We start from the raw sequence: 17316 nt of genomic DNA on the forward strand, positions 1-17316 counted from the left end.
AAAAGAGCCGACAATTACTTGTCGGCTCTTTTTTGTATGTCTTGAATAAATTATCCGTTCAAAGCTTCTGCTCCACCAACGATCTCAAGGATTTCGTTTGTAATAGATGCCTGACGTGCTTTATTGTAAGTCAATTTCAATTGGTTTCTTAATTCAGTTGCGTTGTCAGTTGCTTTGTGCATTGCTGTCATACGCGCTCCGTGTTCTGAAGCAAATGAATCACGAATACCTTTGTATAGCTGCGTTTTTAATGATTTAGGAATCAATGTTAACACAATTTCTTCTTTTGAAGGTTCAAAAATATAATCTCCTGTAGAAGCCGGTACATCAGATTTAATTGGTGCCAACGGTAAAAATTGTTCTGTTTGAACGATTTGTGTCGCAGCATTTTTAAACTGATTGTAAATCAATTCGATTCTGTCGTATTCTCCAGATAAAAATTTCTGAGTTAAGTTATCAGCAATTCCGGCAACATTTTCAAAAGTTAAATGATCGAAAATTGCATTATGGTGACCGTGAACTTTATGAGATTTACTTAATACATCATTTCCTTTTTTACCAATAGGAAAAACATCAACTTGTTTTCCGGCATAAAAAGCAGAACGATTTTTAACCTCTTTAATAATATTTGAATTGAATGCACCACATAAACCTCTGTTTGAAGTTATAGCTACTAGCAATACTTTTTTTACTTCACGTTGTGTTGTATAATCTCCTCCAACTTCACCATCAAGTGTAGCAGAAAGGTTTTGCAACAACTCCGTTAATTTCTCGGCATAAGGGCGCATTGCAGTGATTGCATCTTGTGCTTTCTTAAGCTTTGCAGCAGAAACCATTTTCATTGCCGATGTAATTTGCATCGTCGATGAAACGGAAGTAATTCTATTACGGATTTCCTTTAAATTTGCCATTAATTTTATGTTTATTGTTTGTTGCTTTTAGTTTATTGTTGGGCGAACCACCCAACAATAAACTAAAAACTATAAACTAATATTTAGATATATTTTGCTGAAATTTCTTTTGCTGCTTTTTCGATAACATCAGTAATGTTGTCATCAAGTTTACCAGCTTTCAAAGCGTTAAGCGTATCTTTATGTTTACTGTTTAAGTAAGCTAAGAAATCAGCTTCAAACTCTTTTACTTTATTTACAGGAACGTTTCTTAATAAGTTTTTAGAACCTGCATAAATAATAGCAACTTGGTTTTCTACAGTATAAGGATCATTTAAACCTTGTTTCAAGATTTCAACGTTTCTTTTACCTTTTTCAATTACGTTTAAAGTAACTGAATCCAAGTCAGAACCAAATTTAGCGAAAGCTTCTAATTCACGGAATTGAGCCTGGTCTAATTTTAAAGTTCCTGAAACTTTTTTCATTGATTTAATCTGAGCATTACCTCCAACACGAGATACAGAAATACCTACGTTGATCGCTGGACGAACTCCAGAGTTGAACAAATCTCCATCAAGGAAAATCTGACCATCAGTAATCGAAATTACGTTTGTTGGGATATATGCAGAAACGTCACCAGCCTGAGTTTCGATAATTGGCAATGCAGTTAATGAACCACCACCTTTTACGATAGACTTGATAGAATCTGGTAAATCATTCATGTTTTTAGCAATTCCGTCATCAGCAATTACTTTACAAGCACGCTCTAATAAACGAGAGTGTAAGTAGAAAACGTCTCCAGGATATGCCTCACGTCCCGGTGGTCTTCTTAATAAAAGAGAAACCTCACGGTAAGCAACAGCTTGTTTAGATAAATCATCATACACAATAAGTGCAGGACGACCTGAATCTCTAAAGTACTCTCCAATTGCAGCACCTGCGAAAGGAGCATAAACTTGCATTGGAGCTGGATCAGAAGCGTTAGCTGCAACAATAACTGTATAAGCCATTGCACCTTTTTCTTCTAACATTTTAGCGATTCCTGCTACAGTTGAAGCTTTTTGCCCAATTGCAACATATATACAGAATACAGGTTTTCCTGCATCGTAAAATTCTTTTTGATTTAAGATTGTATCGATACAAACAGTTGATTTACCTGTTTGACGGTCACCAATAACAAGCTCACGTTGTCCACGACCAACCGGGATCATAGCATCTACTGCTTTTACTCCTGTTTGTAATGGCTCAGTAACTGGCTGACGGAAGATAACTCCAGGAGCTTTTCTTTCTAAAGGCATCTCGTATAAGTCTCCACCAATTGGTCCTTTTCCATCAATTGGAAAACCAAGAGTGTTTACTACACGTCCTACCATTTGCTCACCTACTTTAAGAGAAGCGATACGTTGTGTTCTTTTTGCTGTTGATCCTTCTTTGATTCCAGTTGATGGTCCTAAAAGTACCACTCCAACATTGTCTTCTTCAAGGTTCAATACAATAGCTTCAAGTCCGTTGTCAAATTCAACTAACTCACCATATTGTACATTCGATAGCCCGTAAATACGAGCAATACCATCTCCAACTTGAAGTACTGTTCCTACTTCTTCTAGCGTAGCACCAGATTCAAAACCTTCTACTTGCTTTCTTAATATTGCTGAAATTTCAGCAGGTTTGATTTCCGCCATCTTAATTTATAATTTAGACACTTTTATGTGTAATAAAACTAATTACTTAACTCTCTTTTTAATACCTGCAATCTGTTTGCAACAGAAGCATTGTATTGTTGATCACCTATTCTTAAAATAAATCCCCCAATAATTGATGGATCTACGATATTTTCTATTGTTACTTTTTTATCTGACAGTGTAGCTACTTTTGCTAAAACTTTAGCTTCTAAAGCTTCATCCATAGGAATTGCTGTTGTAACTTTTGCTACTTCAACTCCATTACCTTCATCAAATAATTTTTTATATTCTAAAGCAATTGCTTCCAGAATTTCAAATCTTTTATTTTCAAATAATAAATGAAACAAACCTTTGGTTACTCCATTTACATCTGCAAAAACTTCTGTAAGAGCACTTTCTTTAACTTCAACTTTTGTAGTTGGGTTTTGAATAAATGTACTCAATTCCAGATTTGTATCAATTGCTGTTGCAATCGACTTCATATCGTTATTGACAGCTTCGGCAACACCTTTAGAGTTTGCTAAGTCTAGAATTGCTTTTGCATAACGAATTGCTGCTCTTGTACTTGCCATAATCTTAGTTTAACTTTACGTCACCTAACATTTTCTCAACTAATTTAGTTTGAGATTCTTTGTTAGATAGTTCTTCTTTCAACAATTTTTCAGCAATGCTTAATGATAAAGTCGAAACTTGTAATTTCAATTCAGCCATAGCAGCATTTTTTTCACTTTCGATAGCCGCTTTCGCCTGAGCGATCATTTTTTGACCAGCTTCTTGTGCTTCGTTTTTAGAATCAGCAATCATTTTCTCTTTCATTTCACGAGCTTCTTTAAGCATCGCGTCACGTTCTGCACGAGCTTCATTCAAAATTCTTTGATTGTCAGCTTGCAAATTTTTCATTTCTCTCTTTGCATTTTCAGCAGAAAGTAATGCATTTTTAATACCTTCTTCTCTTGCGGTGATAGATTCCATAATTGGTTTCCAGGCAAATTTTACTAAAAGTAAAATTAAAACCAACAAGATTAAAGCTTGCCAAAAGAATAAACCGAATGAAAAATCGTTAATTAACTTATCCATTTTATAACTATATTAAATATTTAATTTCTTTTTTTAAAAGTAACAACACCTTTAACCAACCGTTAAAGATGTTGTTAGTTCTTTCTTTATTATTTTCCTAAGATTAAAGCAGCAAATGCTAAACCTTCTAATAAAGCCGCGATAATAATCATCGCAGTTTGAATTTTACCAGCAGCTTCTGGCTGACGAGCAATAGCGTCCATAGCAGATCCACCGATTTTACCTAAACCTAAACCTGCTCCGATTACTACTAATCCAGCACCTACTAAAGTTGGAATTGTTCCCATAACTATTTATATATATAAAATTAAACTTCTAATTAAATGATTGCAGTTTCATCTTCGTGATGATGTGCGTGATCATGATCCTGAACAGCCATACCAATAAACAATGAAGATAACATTGTGAAAATGAATGCCTGTAAAAATGCAACTAAAATTTCGATAACAGAAATAAATAATGTTAATCCCATAGAGATTGGCAAATCTGCAGCTAAATTTTTACCTACAAAGATCATTGCGATCAAACTCATAATTACTACGTGACCTGCGGTAATATTTGCATACAAACGAATTAATAACGCAAATGGTTTTGTTAATGTTCCTAAGATTTCAATTGGAGCTAAAATAATTTTCATTGGTACAGGAACTCCCGGCATCCAGAAAATGTGTCCCCAATAATCTTTGTTTGCACTAAATTGTGTAATGATGAAAGTAAATGCAGCCAAACAAACTGTGATGGCAATATTTCCTGTAACGTTAATTCCTAGTGGAGTCATACCTAATAAGTTCAACAACCATACAAAGAAAAATACAGTTAACAGGTAACCCATATATTTTCTGTATTTTTTCTCTCCGATATTAGGAATAGCAATTTCGTCTCTAATGAAAATAATAAGAGGTTCTAACACTCTTCCAAATCCAGTTGGGATTGGTCCTTTTTTATATGATTTTGCTAAACCAGTAAACATTATAAATAATAGTACTGCAACAAAAAGCATTGACACTACATTTTTTGTAATAGAAAAATCTAATGGCTTTTCGTTTTCAGGATGTCCGTGCTCATTAAAAGTAATGGTACCGGCAGCATCTGTTTTGTAGATTTTACCGTGAACTAGTTTATAGAAGTTTCCATCAACTTCTGCAACTTCTTCACCGTGGTGTAATTTTGAAGAAGAGAAAATTTTCAATCCTCCGTCAATAAGAATAACTGGTAATGAGAAACCATAATGTTTATTTTCTTTTTCATCTGAAAAGAAAACAAAATCATGAGAATCTTGTAAGTGATGACCAATAAAAGCGTCTACTTTAGCTTTTGGATCCAGAGCTTCATGCTCACCTTCTACAGGAGCGTTATGTGAAATTACTTTCTCTTCATGAGCAGTTTCAGTCTGTACATGCGTTGAGTCATTCTCTGAATTTGCAAAACTCATTACTGGAGAACAAGCTACTAAAGCTGCAAGAATAAATTTGAGCGGTTTGTTTGAAATCACCATATCTGTTAAAAATCTTATTTTTTACGTTTCTAAAATTTGGTGCAAAGGTACATTTTTTATTAATATTCAAAAGGATATGAAAAATTATTTTTGAACCTTCTTTTACAGAATCGCTATTTTAACGCTTTTCATTTAATAATCGGGCAGTTAAAAGCGTCTCAAATAACAAAAACAAAATAAATGTTATAAAAAAACTGATTTTTTCAACCATGACCTCTGCACTATGGTTTTCCAAAATCGGTCTTAAAATTAAGTATCCTATTAACATTTGAGTAAAAGTTCCGAATAAAAATGCCATCCCCACAATCTCAAAATTCTTCTTTTTTACTATTAGTAATATAAGGTATAATAATGCTGATAATCCGAAAAAAATCAAATACAAAAATTCAATACCATAATAAAAGGTTCTGGTATTTAAATCCAAAACTAAAAAAGCTGCTTTATGCAACACATAAGCTGCTATAGCAAAAAAGAATAAATATAAAATGGGTTTGTAATTTTTTAAAAGCATTCAGAAAATAATTTTACGCAAAGATGCAATTTTTATCAAGTGTTTTTAATGACAAAAATCACTTTGTTTTATTTATATCATTAACCTGACGAATTACATTATATAAGGCAAGTCCAACACCAAGCATTACAAAAATTGTATTGTAATATACTTTTGGACTAGGATGCTTTTCATCTAACCATGTTCCGAAGTATGAGAACACGAAAATAATGATTCCCATTTGAACGGGAATATTAATAAGCGGCATCCATTTATTCCTTCTATTTTTGTTCGGTTCCTTTTCCATCTTTTAGCGTTACTTCTTTTGGATTATTTGTTAACATGGTACAGGTAGCTGTAAAATCAGCCCCGGGTTCAATAGAAAGTTTACCAACGGCAACTTCACCATGAATTTGTGCAGATGCCTTTATATTAAGGACTTCTAAAACTTTAATTTTTCCCTGAAATTCTCCTTCGATATCAGCATTATTACAAACAATTTCTCCTCTTACAACACCCGAGGCGCCTATAACTAATTTTCCTTGCGAAGTAAAATTTCCTATCAATTCACCGTCTAATCTAAAATCGGCTTTAGAAACGATATCACCTATTATAGAGGTGCCTTCTACAATTCTATTTGTTTTACCTAAGAGTTCTGTTCCGTTTTTTTTAACTTTATCAAACATGATTATGGGGATTATGGGGTTTTGGGGGCTAAGTAGGCGTCGAGATTCTTTTTAATTTGAATCAGCTTATAATTATCACTCGAGATGATAATTGGCTGATTTGATATTAGATACTTTTTATCATCCTTAAAAACTCCTGAAACATCTTTGGCATAAGCCTCTGATTTTAAACCATGAACCACTATAAAACTTTCTGTTTTGTTGTATCTGTCAAAAGAAGTTGTTAATCTCTCATAATTTTCAACTAACAAAAATACTTTAATTGCCTCTTCGATTTTTTTACGGGTTTTAGAATCGTTATTAGGAACTAAATATAAAATTTTCCAGTTTTTATTATCAACTGAAGTAAAATCCAGTTTTTCTAAACCAGGAATTTGCTTTTCTAAAATCTCTCTTGCGTTTTTACCTTCATCACTATTTGGATAATTATCAGCAACTGTCTCTAAACCATTTTTATATGCTGCAAGACCATTTACCTTTCCTAAAGTGTTTGCTTTTAGTAATTCATATTTAGAAACAATTTCGTCACCAGAATACTGATTGATCAGATTATCAATATTATCCAAAACGGTATCAAACTGTTCTTCCTGAAATAGTTTATACCATTTTTTATACTCTTTATCTGCAGATGCCAAATCTTCTGAGTTGGTATTGTTTAAAAGTTGTGCATACCTCGAATTTGGATATTTAGAACTAATATCCATTTTTATAGCTTCGGCTTTTGCCGGATTTGTAATCTCGTATATTTTATACAAATTATACATCGATGGCAATATCAATTTCTCCTCCGGATTATTTTGTAATAACTGTTCTAGTTTAGCACTAGCCAAATTATATTCCTTAAATTTCTCTTTATAAATAAGTCCTAATTGGTAGTAGGCAAAATTACGTTCTATACCAATACTATCCATCGCAGCTTGCGTTTTTGGAAGTTGTTTTTCGTAAAATTCGGTTGTATATTTTTCAATAACAATAGAATCTTTTGGTTTATTCGCCGCATCCAGATCATTATTTATAGAATCATTCATTGCAGCATTATTGGCAGATTTTACCGCAGCCAATCTCCAATTTCCGCCCAAAGTTCTGTTACCCCACAATTTCTTGAATTGTAATTTTCCGTAGGCAACTGTTGTTGGATTATAAAAATAAAATGTACTTGCAGTATTATTTCCTGATGGCGGCAAAATACCTTCAGGATCTGAAGGTGGTTTACCTATAGAATTAGGATTTATAGCCGTTGGCTCATTAACTGAATTTGTATTACGATCTATGTTGGCTAATCTCTCCTTCTCTTTTTCTTCGAGAATACGTTTTGCTTCATCTTTCTTTTTAAGCTCGGTAATGTAATTTTCAAAATACAATTTTCTGTCGGGTGCAGGTAAACCGTATACCTTAATTATACTGTCATTACGTTTTGCAATTCCTTCGTACTTAATTACGTTATCTAAATTTTTTCTGTTTTTTTGAATAAAAGCATACTCCCTGGTTTTAGGGTCTAATTTTACCAATGTGCTGTCGTAGTATTTGGCTGCCATTGTATAATCAGTATTTTTAAAATACATGTTTCCAATATTTCGATAAGTCGAAGCAACCAAATAGGGATCTTTAGATTTCCTGAACAATGATTTATTATAAAATATCAGAGCACTATCCTGTACTTTATAATTATCATAAAATACACCCATTTGATAAAACAAAATATCATAATAAGGTCGGTTTTCACGATCTGTAACTAGATTATTATAAGCCTTAAGAAACATTTGCTTATTATCATTTTTATAATCAAACATTTCGGCTTTTTTGGCATAAGCGTGCATCATATATTTACGATCGGCTTTTCTATTCATGTCGATTACGCCGTTATAAAAATAATTTGCACTGTCTTTTTTACCGGTTTCCTGATACATTTGGCCTAAAATAAAACGATAACGCGCACGGTCTTCATTTACTTTTGTAAATTCTTCGGCAATTCTAAGTTTGGCAACTGCACTGTCTTTTTGTTCTAAATTTAAAAAAGCTTCTGCTAATAAAGCATTTGCATCCGAAAAAGTTTGTTTGTCTAAATCTATATTTTTTAATAAAAGCTTAATATTCTTTAAAACAATAGCTTCATTCCCTAAACGCATATTTGTTTTTTCGCGCCAAATTTTTGCCGTATAAATATTACTGCTGTTAGGATATTTATACAAAATATAATTGAATGCTTCAAGAGCCGGAATAAAGCGCTGATCATAATATCGCGCTTTTCCCAGCATCAAATAAGCTTCATCAATTTGTGAATTTCGTTCTCTTCCTCCAATATTCATGGAGTGTTTCTGGATGGCTTTTGTTGCCTTGGTTTCTGCCTTTTCAAAGTCTGGATTTTTAGCTTTTTCTTCTTCAGAAAAATTTTCATCGACTTGCATTTTTTCTATAGGCAAAGTCTTCCAGAAATTATCCTGATCATTGGCCTGTATGGACTTTAACCCCTTGTCAAGGCCAATGCCACCGTTGTACAAAATGTTGTATTTTGTACTTAAGGCATGTGAGTTTCTGGATAAAAAAGTATTTTTCTTGGTAGAACAGGCTATCAAAAGAAACAAAAAGACCAGAAAAAAACTATATTTAAGAGTATTCTTTTTCAATAGAAAAGAGTTTAAATCAATTAACTTCTAAAAAGGTTTTTTAGTATATTGACTTGTAAAAATACGCTTCTTTTTGAAATATAGAAATTTAAACCGCAAAAAACGATTCCAGTTCTTGTAAGGTTTCTTTTGAAGTTTGAATATCTTTTACTACTTCGCCTTTATTAAGAGCCACAATTCTATCGCAAACCTCTACTGTATGCTGCAAATCATGACTGGAAACCAATACAGTAACATTTGGATTATCGGCTAAATCTTTTATTATTTTTTTAAGTCGGCTTACCGTTGTTGGATCTAAATTCGCAAAAGGTTCGTCTAAGATTACCACTTCAGGATTACCTATAAGTGTGGCAATTATCCCCACTTTTTTCTGATTCCCTTTTGATAAATCTCTTAAATATTTTTTATTATTCAGTATCTCTCCATTAAAAAATTCTTCATGCTGCTTCAATAAAGCATCGATATCGGCTTTATTTTGATGGCGTAAATCTCCAATAAAATAAAAATATTCTTCTGGGGTTAAATAACCTATCAAAAAACTTTCATCAAGAAAAGATCCTGTAAAAGATTTCCAGTTTTCACTAGTATTTACCTGAATAGAATTGCTTGTGATATTTCCTGTCGAAGGCTGAATAAGATCTAATAACAAACTAAAGAAAGTCGTTTTTCCTGCACCGTTATTGCCCACTAAGCCAAAGCTTTGTCCTTTTGGAATTTCAAGATTATTAATATTTAAAACTGTTGTTCCGTTATATTGTTTTGAAAGTTGATTTACTTGTATCATGATGATTTTAGATTTTAGATGGTTGATTTTAGATTAAAAAATCTCTTGCTTGTTGTTTAAGTTTGATTTCAATTGGATAAAATTTTCATTATCAAATTGGCACATTCTCGAATTAGTTCTTTTGTTTATAAGCACTTATGGTACTGTATTTTTCGATTTTATATCTTTTTTCGATTAATGAAAATACCTTGTCTTTTAAGATAAAACCTAAAACTCCGGCTCCGGCAACTAACGCTAATCCGATGGTTTTGTTTCCTAAATAAAGACCAATTGCAAAAAGTCCTAATGGCAATAATAACTTTGGTAAAGTCAATAACATCGCACTAACATTAAAGGCTTTTTTATCTCCAAAAGCACCACCTGCCGAACTTAAATCGATAGGCGTTTTTGTAAATGCTCCGCCTAAAAGTACTAAGTGCGAGTTTACGCCAATATTATAAATGGCTCCAATAACGATAGTTAAATAAATTTCCCATCCGAAAAAAAGATAAAACGAAGCGATAATCGTTGAAATAATGGTACCAATAACAATAAGCCACCATTTTGAAGTAATATAACCGCGATACGGGATATTTTGTGTCATCATTAATTGATAATACGAACTGTCCCAACTTGGCACAAACTGACCAAAGACAAATAAAAATCCTCCCGAAACAAAAATCCCTGCAAAAATGTGCATTACCTCAGGCTGATGTGTGTTTCCGAAAAAGATGAATCCGTAGAACAAAAAGAAAACACTCATAAATATAGTCGTTTTTGACCTTTTGTTCCTCTTAATCAGTTTGATATCATTTTTTAGAAAGGTTCCTAAAGTTCCAAACTGATTGAGCCAGGAAAGATTTTCGGTTGTAGCAATATCTTCTTTTTTAGAAAGTCCGGCATCTAAAAACAAATTGTTTTTGAAATACTTAACGGTAAATATATACAATCCGGCTAATGCCAAAATTGGAATTATAAATAATCCTTTTGTTTCATAGAATCCCTGAAAAACAGGCGTTGTAAAACTCGTAATATCAAATACTTTATAATATTGCGCTGCTCCCAAAGCCATAATAACTCCAATAAAAACAACGAACAATTTATCGATGTTACTTAAAATAATATTCAGGAAATTGTTGATATAGACTAAAGAAAATGCCGCTAAAAGCCAAAAAATAATTCCTGTAACATCATAACCTTCCATGGCTAGCACAATCGAAAAAGGAATGAAGAAAAGGGCATGAACCCAATTAAAAAAAGACAAAGCTGTTTTGCCTAAAGAGAAATGAACAATGGTTGGTTTTTTGAAAGGTAAAACCAATAATGGTTTTATATTCAATACCGGAATTGCCTGCATTAACAAGCGCACTACAAGATCAAACAGAAAATAATAAATTAGAAATTGATTGATAGTCGATAAGGGTTCGAGATTCATTTTTCGTAATACATAAAATGCTCCAACGCCCATCCCGATAAAAAGTACCGAGAAATAGACCATCAAAAAACCCATTAAAATTTTCATTGCCACATTTGCACCAAAGGATGCAGATCTGGTAAAGGCCTTCCATTCGAGATAAATAAACTTTTTAATCATGGTTATTTGGTTTTCAGTTTTGTAGTAAGAGATCAAATGTAGGGAAACGTTACAAAAAAAGTTAAAAATAATTATTTCGTGCCTGACATTTAATCTCCGTTTGCTACTTTTGCATAAAATATACAATCATGCCTTCATTCTTAAAACTTATAATTAAAGAGGTAAAACGCGAAACAAATGACGCGGTTTCTGTACTTTTTAATGTTCCCGAAGAACTAAAACCAGACTATAAATTTATAGCCGGGCAATACATAAATTTAAAATTAACTCTTGATAATCAAGAAATTCGTCGTGCATATTCTATTTGTTCTGCACCAGAAAGCGGCGAATTGCGAATTGCAGTAAAAGCAGTAAAAAACGGTTTGTTTTCTCAGTTTGCAAATACGAGACTTAAAGCAGGCGATGTTCTTGAAGTTGGTCATCCGGAAGGGGTATTTACTTTTGAACCAGATGCTGAAAGACAAAAAAATTACGCAGCTTTTGTTGCCGGAAGCGGAATTACTCCTGTGCTTTCGATCATAAAATCGGTTTTGAAAAGTGAGCCAAAAAGCTCATTTGTATTGGTTTACGGAAATAAAACTCCTGACGAAACTATTTTTTACCAGGAGTTACATGATTTGCAATTGCAATATGTAGGTCGTTTTTTCGTGCATTATGTTTTTAGTCAGGCTAAAGCCGAAAACGCTTTGTTTGGAAGAATCGAGAAATCATCTGTAAATTTTGTTTTGAATAACAAACACAAAGAATTACAATTTGATAAATTTTTCTTGTGCGGACCAGAAGAAATGATCAATACGGTTTCTGCCATTTTGAAAGAGAAAAACGTAAAAGAATCAGCGATTAAGTTCGAACTTTTTACTTCTTCATCTCAGGAAAACGAAATAAAAGCTTCATTAGAAGGACATACAAAAATTACTGTTTTAGTAGATGATGACGAAGTTTCATTCGAAATGTCTCAAAAACAAACCATATTAGACGCTGCGCTAAAACAAGGAATCGACGCACCATATTCTTGTCAGGGCGGAATTTGCAGCAGCTGTCTTGCTCGTGTAACTTCCGGAAGTGCCGAAATGACTAAAAATTCAATCTTGACCGATAAAGAAATCGCTTCAGGATTAATTTTAACGTGTCAGGCGCACCCAACATCTGAGTCTATTTATGTAGATTATGATGATGTCTAGATAGTTAAAATTCCAAAATATTCAAATTCCAAATTCCAAACTTACAATTGGGATTTGGATTTTTTTTTGTTTGATTATTACTTTTTTTAATCTTTGTCAAAGTTTAAAATATTTCACACAAAATAACCCTCAATTATTGTCATCCCGAGGAACGAGGGATCTCCGCAAGTAGCTCTACAAAGATTGGCGATTTTGATTGCGAAGTTTCTTGTGGTGATCCCTCGTTCCTTTGGTGACAAAAAATGTGCAGCTAGCTTTAACAAAGACGAAATCCAATTTACACCTTCCAAAATTGGAATTTGGAATTTTTAAAATTGTAATTTATTTTTTTATGAGATCAGTACGAGAAATTTTTAAAAGCAAGGAATATCTTTTAGATGAACCTGAAGTTGAGAAACTTGTAGAATATTGCGAAGAACTTCAAGATGAAATTGTCGAGTTTAAATATCAGAAAACGAACAGTAAAGAAATCGCGATGCTGGACATGCTCAAAGAAGTTATAAAAGGCTGCACTGCCATCGAAAAAGAACAAATGGAGCACGAAAGATTTGGTTTTGAAGCTCCTAATTATGAAGCTACGATTTCGAATCTTAAAAATTATATTTATAGCAGATGTCGTGATGAGAAGATATGGCTTTGATAAATTCCAATAAAAAATCAAAATTCCAAATTCCAACTAAAATTGGGATTTGAATTTTTATTTAAATTATAGTTTTCAACTTAAAAAATACCGCTAAGATGCATAAATAAACCCATAAGTTTTTGTCGATTTTTCAAAAAAAGCGCTTAAAATTTAGTATATTAGTACATTACTAAAGCTGATCATTTTTCTTTATCTAAGATAGATTTGTAAAGCTATATCTGATTGTCAACCTAAAATTTAAATATTATGGCAATGCATCATTATCTCCGCCTCTCTTTTATTCTACTTTTTGTAATAACATCCTGCTTTTGTATCTACTTCATAATTAAAAAAAGAAGAAACAGAAAAGGGCCTAAACTACTTTCAGAAGAAAAATACAATTCGTTTATTACCGATGGAATGACCGAAATATCAATCTCTAATGATCATTTTTTTAATATTTGGCCTTACGTGAGTGAATTGAAAGCAGCTGAAATTTTATCGAAAAAAATTAAAGAATCTGATTTGATTCATAAAGTTTACAGAAATTCAACCCAAGATTTTGAACACATTTTACTCGCTACTGAAAAAGAAAATCATTTTGTAAAAGTGGTAGTTGATAGAAACAAAAAGAAAGCAATGGGCTATCTTTTTCTTGATTTATGAGAAATTAAATTCCATAAAAAAAATTCCAAATCCCAATTGTAAAAGTTGGAATTTGGAATTTTTTTTATTGGAATTTTCTACTACAACTGTGACTGAATACTGAAAACTACTTTCTCTGGAGAAATACTTCTCATCGCATCTTCGTAACCCTCAACTATTTTATTTCCATAGACAGAAGTTGGTAATTTTGGATATTGATTTCTATCAGATGTTAAGGAGTTTTCTAACGTTTGATTGAATGGCAAAAATCCTGCGTAAGGATGTGTGGCGCCCCAAAGCGTAACCACTTTTACGCCTAACATTGCTGCGATATGCGCATTTCCAGAATCCATAGAAAGCATTACATCCAGATTACTTATTAATTGTAATTCTTGCTGGAATTTTATTTTTCCGGCCATATTGATTACATTTTCATAAGGTTGAGAAAGTGAATCCAGAATTTCAATTTCTTTCTTGCCTCCTCCAAAAAGTAATATTTTATTATTTTTATTTTCTGCTAGTTTTGCAATAACTTCCTGCATTAAATCCTGCGGATAAACCTTAGAATCGTATTGTGCAAAAGGTGCAATACCAATTAAGTTTTGGTGTTGATTGCCAATAATTTCTACTATATCTGAACTTAATTTTGCCTTTTCAGGGAAGGTTGGATTTGATAAATCTAAAGGAAAACCAAGTTCTTCGAACACTTTTGCGTGTCTTTCGAACATTGTTGGCAATTGTTTGAAAATTTTGTTGTCGGCTCGGGTTAATTCCTTTTTGCCTTCTCTGCCTTTATCAACCGTTGCTCTTTTTTTTCCGCTTAAAGCGAAAAGTAAACTCACGATTTTAGATCTTAAAACATTATGGAGATCCGCAAAAGCATCAATTTTTAGTTTTTTGACATCGCGATATAATCTCAAGAGTCCTGAAAAACCTTTATGACGTTCTTTTTCATCAAAAGCAAAAAAGTCAAGATTTGGAATTCCGTCAAAAAATGGCTTAAAAAACGGACGTGAAATTACGGTCACTTTTACCTCTGGATACTGTTTTACAAAGGCACGTAAAACAGGAACCGTCATGGCGACATCTCCCATTGCGGAAAGTCTCATGACGGCTATATGCTTAATTTTATTGGACAATTTTGCCAATTATTTCTTATTTTGGTATAAAACAGGATTCAATTCATCGTCATTGTACATTTTCATTTGTTTGTACACTTTCATGAATTTATCTCCATTTTCGATATCAGCAAGCAAATCATCAATTGCTGTTGATAAGTCGCTTCTTTGTTCTAAAAGGATGTTTAATTTTTCCTGACATTTATCTCTGTGCTCTTGCGAAGCCTCTGCACGAGTCGCTTCTTCCTGCATGTGATAAATTTTTAAGGCCAGGATAGACAATCTGTCAAAAGCCCATGCAGGACTTTCAGAATTGATTTTTGCTCCGTCTTTTGCTTTTACATCGCTGTATTTTTGCAAAAAGTAGCTATCGATATATTCTACCATATCAGTACGCTCCTGATTAGAGGCATCGATTCTTCTTTTTAAAGTAAGCGCTGCTACCGGATCAATTTGCGGATCACGAATTATATCTTCAAAATGCCATTGAACAGTGTCAATCCAGTTTTTTAGATATAATAAATGTTCGAATTTATCCTTCGGATAAGGATTATTTATAGGTTGATCTACATTATCAAACTGGTGATAATCTTTGATGCTTTGTTCGAAAACTGAATAGGCTAATTTTGAAAACATGTGTTTATTTGTTAGAGTTACAAAGATACTTTTTATACTTTTATCGTGCGAATAAAACGATGAATTTTTCGTTATCGTACTGTAAACCATTGATAATTCTAAATTTTTATTATGAAAATCCATTATATTTCTGAAAATAATAGCGTATTAAATCATTTTTTAGGTCAAATCAGAAACATAAACGTTCAGAACGACAGTATGCGTTTTAGAAGAAATATTGAGCGAATTGGCGAAATTATGGCTTATGAACTGAGCAAAGATTTATCGTATAAAGAGGTTGAAATTGAGACTCCGCTTGGCATTAAAAAAACAACCGAAATAGAAAGTGATCTGGTTTTATGTTCTATTCTTAGAGCCGGTTTACCACTTCATAATGGTTTTTTAAACTATTTTGACCATGCTGAAAACAGCTTTGTTTCGGCTTGCAGGTACCATCCTAATAATGATCATGAATTCGAAATTCGGGTTGAATATCAGGCTGTTTCTAACATTAATGATAAAACGGTTTTATTGCTTGACCCAATGTTGGCAACAGGTCAGTCTATTGTGGCGGTGCATGAAAAACTAATTCAGAATGCGACTCCAAAAGAAATTCATATTGTGGTGGTTATCGCCGCTCCTGAAGGAATTGCTTTTCTTGAAAAAAGCTTACCTGAAAACTGCCATTTGTGGGTGGCTGCTCTCGACGAGAAATTGAACGATAAAAATTACATTATTCCGGGCCTTGGAGACGCGGGTGATCTTGCTTACGGAAGTAAATTATAGTTGAGAGAAATACGTAAATAAACTACACGCAATAAGTACATAAAAAACAATTTCGTTGTTGAGTTTTTGCTGCATATATTCTACGTGACTTGCCGCCATAATGGTCAATGGAGCAATACTTAATAACAGTAAATCATTGCTTTTATCCGGTGAAATAATATAAACAAGGGCTGCAATAAAAAAACAGGCTACTATTTTTTTGTAAGATGAATGTACAATTTGTGGTCTGTTTGACAAAGTCATCAACATTGATGTGACAAAAAATAAGGCAACTGCAACATATATTGAAAGTGCTCCATTCTCGTAATTACTCTTGAAATAAGTAATATTAAAATCGATTACAGCACGTTTCTGAAAAAACTCTATTATGTTAATATGGAAGATTAAGGAGATCAATAAAAAAATTATTGATACTGCCAAAAGCGCAATAAAAGGTAAAATCCAGTTTCGATAATCTCTCGAGGCATGAAAAACAATCGATATAAATACCAAAATTAGGAAAAGAACACACCAAAATTGAAATAAAGCAGCTATTAAAATCCAAAAAGAAGCATCGAATATTTTTTCTTTTGAAGCTTTTAATGACTGTAACGAAATTAATCTTCGAAGCGCTAAGAGAATAAAAAAGTTAGCATATATGACATTGGCATTATTAAAAATCGTGGGAAAGAATAATATAAACAATAAATAGAAAAGTATCGCGTAACCATTGTCTTTACTGAGTCCGTTCTTTTTTACGATAAAATTAACCAGGAAAAAAGAGGCTAAAATAAAGAGTAGTAAACTTACTTTTTGAAACGCCAAAAAATAAGAACTCACCCATGATGGATCTTTAATTTGAAAAATAAAAAAGAAAACCAGTATTAAAATTACGACCAATGAATAATTTAATGGCGTAGATTTTTTAAAAACACTTGTTATCATAAGGATATTTTATACTTTTGTGATTGTAAATATAATACTTGTTTAAAAAGGAAAACCCAACAAGTTGAAAAAAGATTCTATTATTTGAATTTTAACTTCAATGCGTTACACAACAATAAATAAC

19 protein-coding genes are annotated in these 17316 nt (G+C 32.6%); 4 read left to right on the forward strand and 15 right to left on the reverse strand.

The window, feature by feature from the left end:
- Positions 1 to 50: 50 nt before the first annotated feature.
- From atpG to FLP_RS22690, 12 genes are all read right to left on the reverse strand, one after another.
- A complete protein-coding gene (gene atpG, locus FLP_RS22635) occupies positions 51 to 911 on the reverse strand; it encodes an ATP synthase F1 subunit gamma (RefSeq protein WP_065451757.1) in 861 nt (286 codons plus the stop codon).
- 83 nt (positions 912 to 994) lie between these two features.
- Entirely contained in the window at positions 995 to 2572 is a 1578-nt protein-coding gene (gene atpA, locus FLP_RS22640) for a F0F1 ATP synthase subunit alpha (RefSeq protein WP_065451758.1), read from the reverse strand.
- Between the two features lie 38 nt (positions 2573 to 2610).
- Positions 2611 to 3144: an ATP synthase F1 subunit delta gene (atpH, locus tag FLP_RS22645; RefSeq protein ID WP_065451759.1), complete on the reverse strand. Its 534-nt coding sequence runs from the start codon at positions 3142 to 3144 to the stop codon at positions 2611 to 2613.
- A gap of 4 nt (positions 3145 to 3148) precedes the next feature.
- Positions 3149 to 3649 (reverse strand): F0F1 ATP synthase subunit B, encoded by a 501-nt coding sequence (locus FLP_RS22650; RefSeq protein ID WP_065451760.1) that lies wholly within the window; start codon positions 3647 to 3649, stop codon positions 3149 to 3151.
- 89 nt (positions 3650 to 3738) lie between these two features.
- Positions 3739 to 3936: an ATP synthase F0 subunit C gene (atpE, locus tag FLP_RS22655; protein ID WP_008465835.1), complete on the reverse strand. Its 198-nt coding sequence runs from the start codon at positions 3934 to 3936 to the stop codon at positions 3739 to 3741.
- A 32-nt stretch (positions 3937 to 3968) separates the two neighbouring features.
- Entirely contained in the window at positions 3969 to 5144 is a 1176-nt protein-coding gene (atpB, locus tag FLP_RS22660) for a F0F1 ATP synthase subunit A (RefSeq protein WP_065451761.1), read from the reverse strand.
- Between the two features lie 118 nt (positions 5145 to 5262).
- Positions 5263 to 5655: a hypothetical protein gene (locus tag FLP_RS22665; protein ID WP_065451762.1), complete on the reverse strand. Its 393-nt coding sequence runs from the start codon at positions 5653 to 5655 to the stop codon at positions 5263 to 5265.
- Positions 5656 to 5713: 58 nt separating this feature from the next.
- A complete protein-coding gene (locus FLP_RS22670) occupies positions 5714 to 5941 on the reverse strand; it encodes an AtpZ/AtpI family protein (protein WP_065451763.1) in 228 nt (75 codons plus the stop codon).
- On the reverse strand, positions 5916 to 6320 hold the full coding sequence (locus FLP_RS22675; protein ID WP_065451764.1) for a bactofilin family protein: 405 nt from the start codon (positions 6318 to 6320) through the stop codon (positions 5916 to 5918). The genes FLP_RS22670 and FLP_RS22675 overlap by 26 nt, the downstream gene beginning before the upstream one ends.
- An 11-nt stretch (positions 6321 to 6331) precedes the next feature.
- Complete coding sequence (porW, locus tag FLP_RS22680; protein ID WP_065451765.1) at positions 6332 to 8944, reverse strand: type IX secretion system periplasmic lipoprotein PorW/SprE; 2613 nt, start codon at positions 8942 to 8944, stop codon at positions 6332 to 6334.
- An 88-nt stretch (positions 8945 to 9032) separates the two neighbouring features.
- Positions 9033 to 9728, reverse strand: a complete 696-nt coding sequence (locus FLP_RS22685) for an ABC transporter ATP-binding protein (protein WP_065451766.1) — start codon at positions 9726 to 9728, stop codon at positions 9033 to 9035.
- Between the two features lie 112 nt (positions 9729 to 9840).
- The gene (locus tag FLP_RS22690) at positions 9841 to 11301 is read right to left on the reverse strand and encodes a DUF5687 family protein (RefSeq protein WP_065451767.1); all 1461 of its coding nucleotides are present in this window, start codon (positions 11299 to 11301) and stop codon (positions 9841 to 9843) included.
- Between the two features lie 128 nt (positions 11302 to 11429).
- On the opposite strand from FLP_RS22690, the gene FLP_RS22695 reads away from it, so the two are divergent.
- From FLP_RS22695 to FLP_RS22705, 3 genes are all read left to right on the forward strand, one after another.
- Positions 11430 to 12482, forward strand: a complete 1053-nt coding sequence (locus tag FLP_RS22695; RefSeq protein ID WP_065451768.1) for a ferredoxin--NADP reductase — start codon at positions 11430 to 11432, stop codon at positions 12480 to 12482.
- Between the two features lie 331 nt (positions 12483 to 12813).
- The gene (locus tag FLP_RS22700; RefSeq protein WP_065452013.1) at positions 12814 to 13122 is read left to right on the forward strand and encodes a hypothetical protein; all 309 of its coding nucleotides are present in this window, start codon (positions 12814 to 12816) and stop codon (positions 13120 to 13122) included.
- Positions 13123 to 13377: 255 nt separating this feature from the next.
- The gene (locus FLP_RS22705) at positions 13378 to 13770 is read left to right on the forward strand and encodes a hypothetical protein (protein ID WP_243397580.1); all 393 of its coding nucleotides are present in this window, start codon (positions 13378 to 13380) and stop codon (positions 13768 to 13770) included.
- An 80-nt stretch (positions 13771 to 13850) separates the two neighbouring features.
- On the opposite strand, the gene FLP_RS22710 is transcribed toward FLP_RS22705, so the two are convergent.
- A complete protein-coding gene (locus FLP_RS22710) occupies positions 13851 to 14858 on the reverse strand; it encodes a glycosyltransferase family 9 protein (protein ID WP_065451770.1) in 1008 nt (335 codons plus the stop codon).
- Positions 14859 to 14897: 39 nt separating this feature from the next.
- On the reverse strand, positions 14898 to 15503 hold the full coding sequence (locus tag FLP_RS22715; RefSeq protein ID WP_065452014.1) for a DUF4254 domain-containing protein: 606 nt from the start codon (positions 15501 to 15503) through the stop codon (positions 14898 to 14900).
- A gap of 111 nt (positions 15504 to 15614) precedes the next feature.
- Here FLP_RS22715 and upp point away from each other — a divergent pair, with 111 nt between their 5' ends.
- The gene (gene upp / locus FLP_RS22720) at positions 15615 to 16268 is read left to right on the forward strand and encodes a uracil phosphoribosyltransferase (protein ID WP_065451771.1); all 654 of its coding nucleotides are present in this window, start codon (positions 15615 to 15617) and stop codon (positions 16266 to 16268) included.
- On the opposite strand, the gene FLP_RS22725 is transcribed toward upp, so the two are convergent.
- Complete coding sequence (locus FLP_RS22725) at positions 16263 to 17192, reverse strand: DUF6427 family protein (RefSeq protein WP_065451772.1); 930 nt, start codon at positions 17190 to 17192, stop codon at positions 16263 to 16265. The two genes, upp and FLP_RS22725, sit on opposite strands and share 6 nt — an antisense overlap.
- Between the last annotated feature and the right edge of the window lie 124 nt (positions 17193 to 17316).

This window comes from Flavobacterium piscis (genome assembly GCF_001686925.1).
GTDB lineage: Bacteria > Bacteroidota > Bacteroidia > Flavobacteriales > Flavobacteriaceae > Flavobacterium > Flavobacterium piscis.

Coding starts and splice junctions, on each gene's coding strand:
- FLP_RS22670 (WP_065451763.1), bottom strand. CDS start 5,941: ATGGAAAAGGAACCGAACAAAAATAGAAGGAATAAATGGATGCCGCTT.
- atpG (WP_065451757.1), bottom strand. CDS start 911: ATGGCAAATTTAAAGGAAATCCGTAATAGAATTACTTCCGTTTCATCG.
- FLP_RS22725 (WP_065451772.1), bottom strand. CDS start 17,192: ATGATAACAAGTGTTTTTAAAAAATCTACGCCATTAAATTATTCATTG.
- FLP_RS22700 (WP_065452013.1), top strand. CDS start 12,814: ATGAGATCAGTACGAGAAATTTTTAAAAGCAAGGAATATCTTTTAGAT.
- FLP_RS22705 (WP_243397580.1), top strand. CDS start 13,378: ATGCATCATTATCTCCGCCTCTCTTTTATTCTACTTTTTGTAATAACA.
- FLP_RS22665 (WP_065451762.1), bottom strand. CDS start 5,655: ATGCTTTTAAAAAATTACAAACCCATTTTATATTTATTCTTTTTTGCT.
- FLP_RS22715 (WP_065452014.1), bottom strand. CDS start 15,503: ATGTTTTCAAAATTAGCCTATTCAGTTTTCGAACAAAGCATCAAAGAT.
- FLP_RS22675 (WP_065451764.1), bottom strand. CDS start 6,320: ATGTTTGATAAAGTTAAAAAAAACGGAACAGAACTCTTAGGTAAAACA.
- FLP_RS22685 (WP_065451766.1), bottom strand. CDS start 9,728: ATGATACAAGTAAATCAACTTTCAAAACAATATAACGGAACAACAGTT.
- atpH (WP_065451759.1), bottom strand. CDS start 3,144: ATGGCAAGTACAAGAGCAGCAATTCGTTATGCAAAAGCAATTCTAGAC.
- FLP_RS22710 (WP_065451770.1), bottom strand. CDS start 14,858: ATGAGACTTTCCGCAATGGGAGATGTCGCCATGACGGTTCCTGTTTTA.
- atpE (WP_008465835.1), bottom strand. CDS start 3,936: ATGGGAACAATTCCAACTTTAGTAGGTGCTGGATTAGTAGTAATCGGA.
- FLP_RS22695 (WP_065451768.1), top strand. CDS start 11,430: ATGCCTTCATTCTTAAAACTTATAATTAAAGAGGTAAAACGCGAAACA.
- atpB (WP_065451761.1), bottom strand. CDS start 5,144: ATGGTGATTTCAAACAAACCGCTCAAATTTATTCTTGCAGCTTTAGTA.
- FLP_RS22690 (WP_065451767.1), bottom strand. CDS start 11,301: ATGATTAAAAAGTTTATTTATCTCGAATGGAAGGCCTTTACCAGATCT.
- atpA (WP_065451758.1), bottom strand. CDS start 2,572: ATGGCGGAAATCAAACCTGCTGAAATTTCAGCAATATTAAGAAAGCAA.
- FLP_RS22650 (WP_065451760.1), bottom strand. CDS start 3,649: ATGGATAAGTTAATTAACGATTTTTCATTCGGTTTATTCTTTTGGCAA.
- upp (WP_065451771.1), top strand. CDS start 15,615: ATGAAAATCCATTATATTTCTGAAAATAATAGCGTATTAAATCATTTT.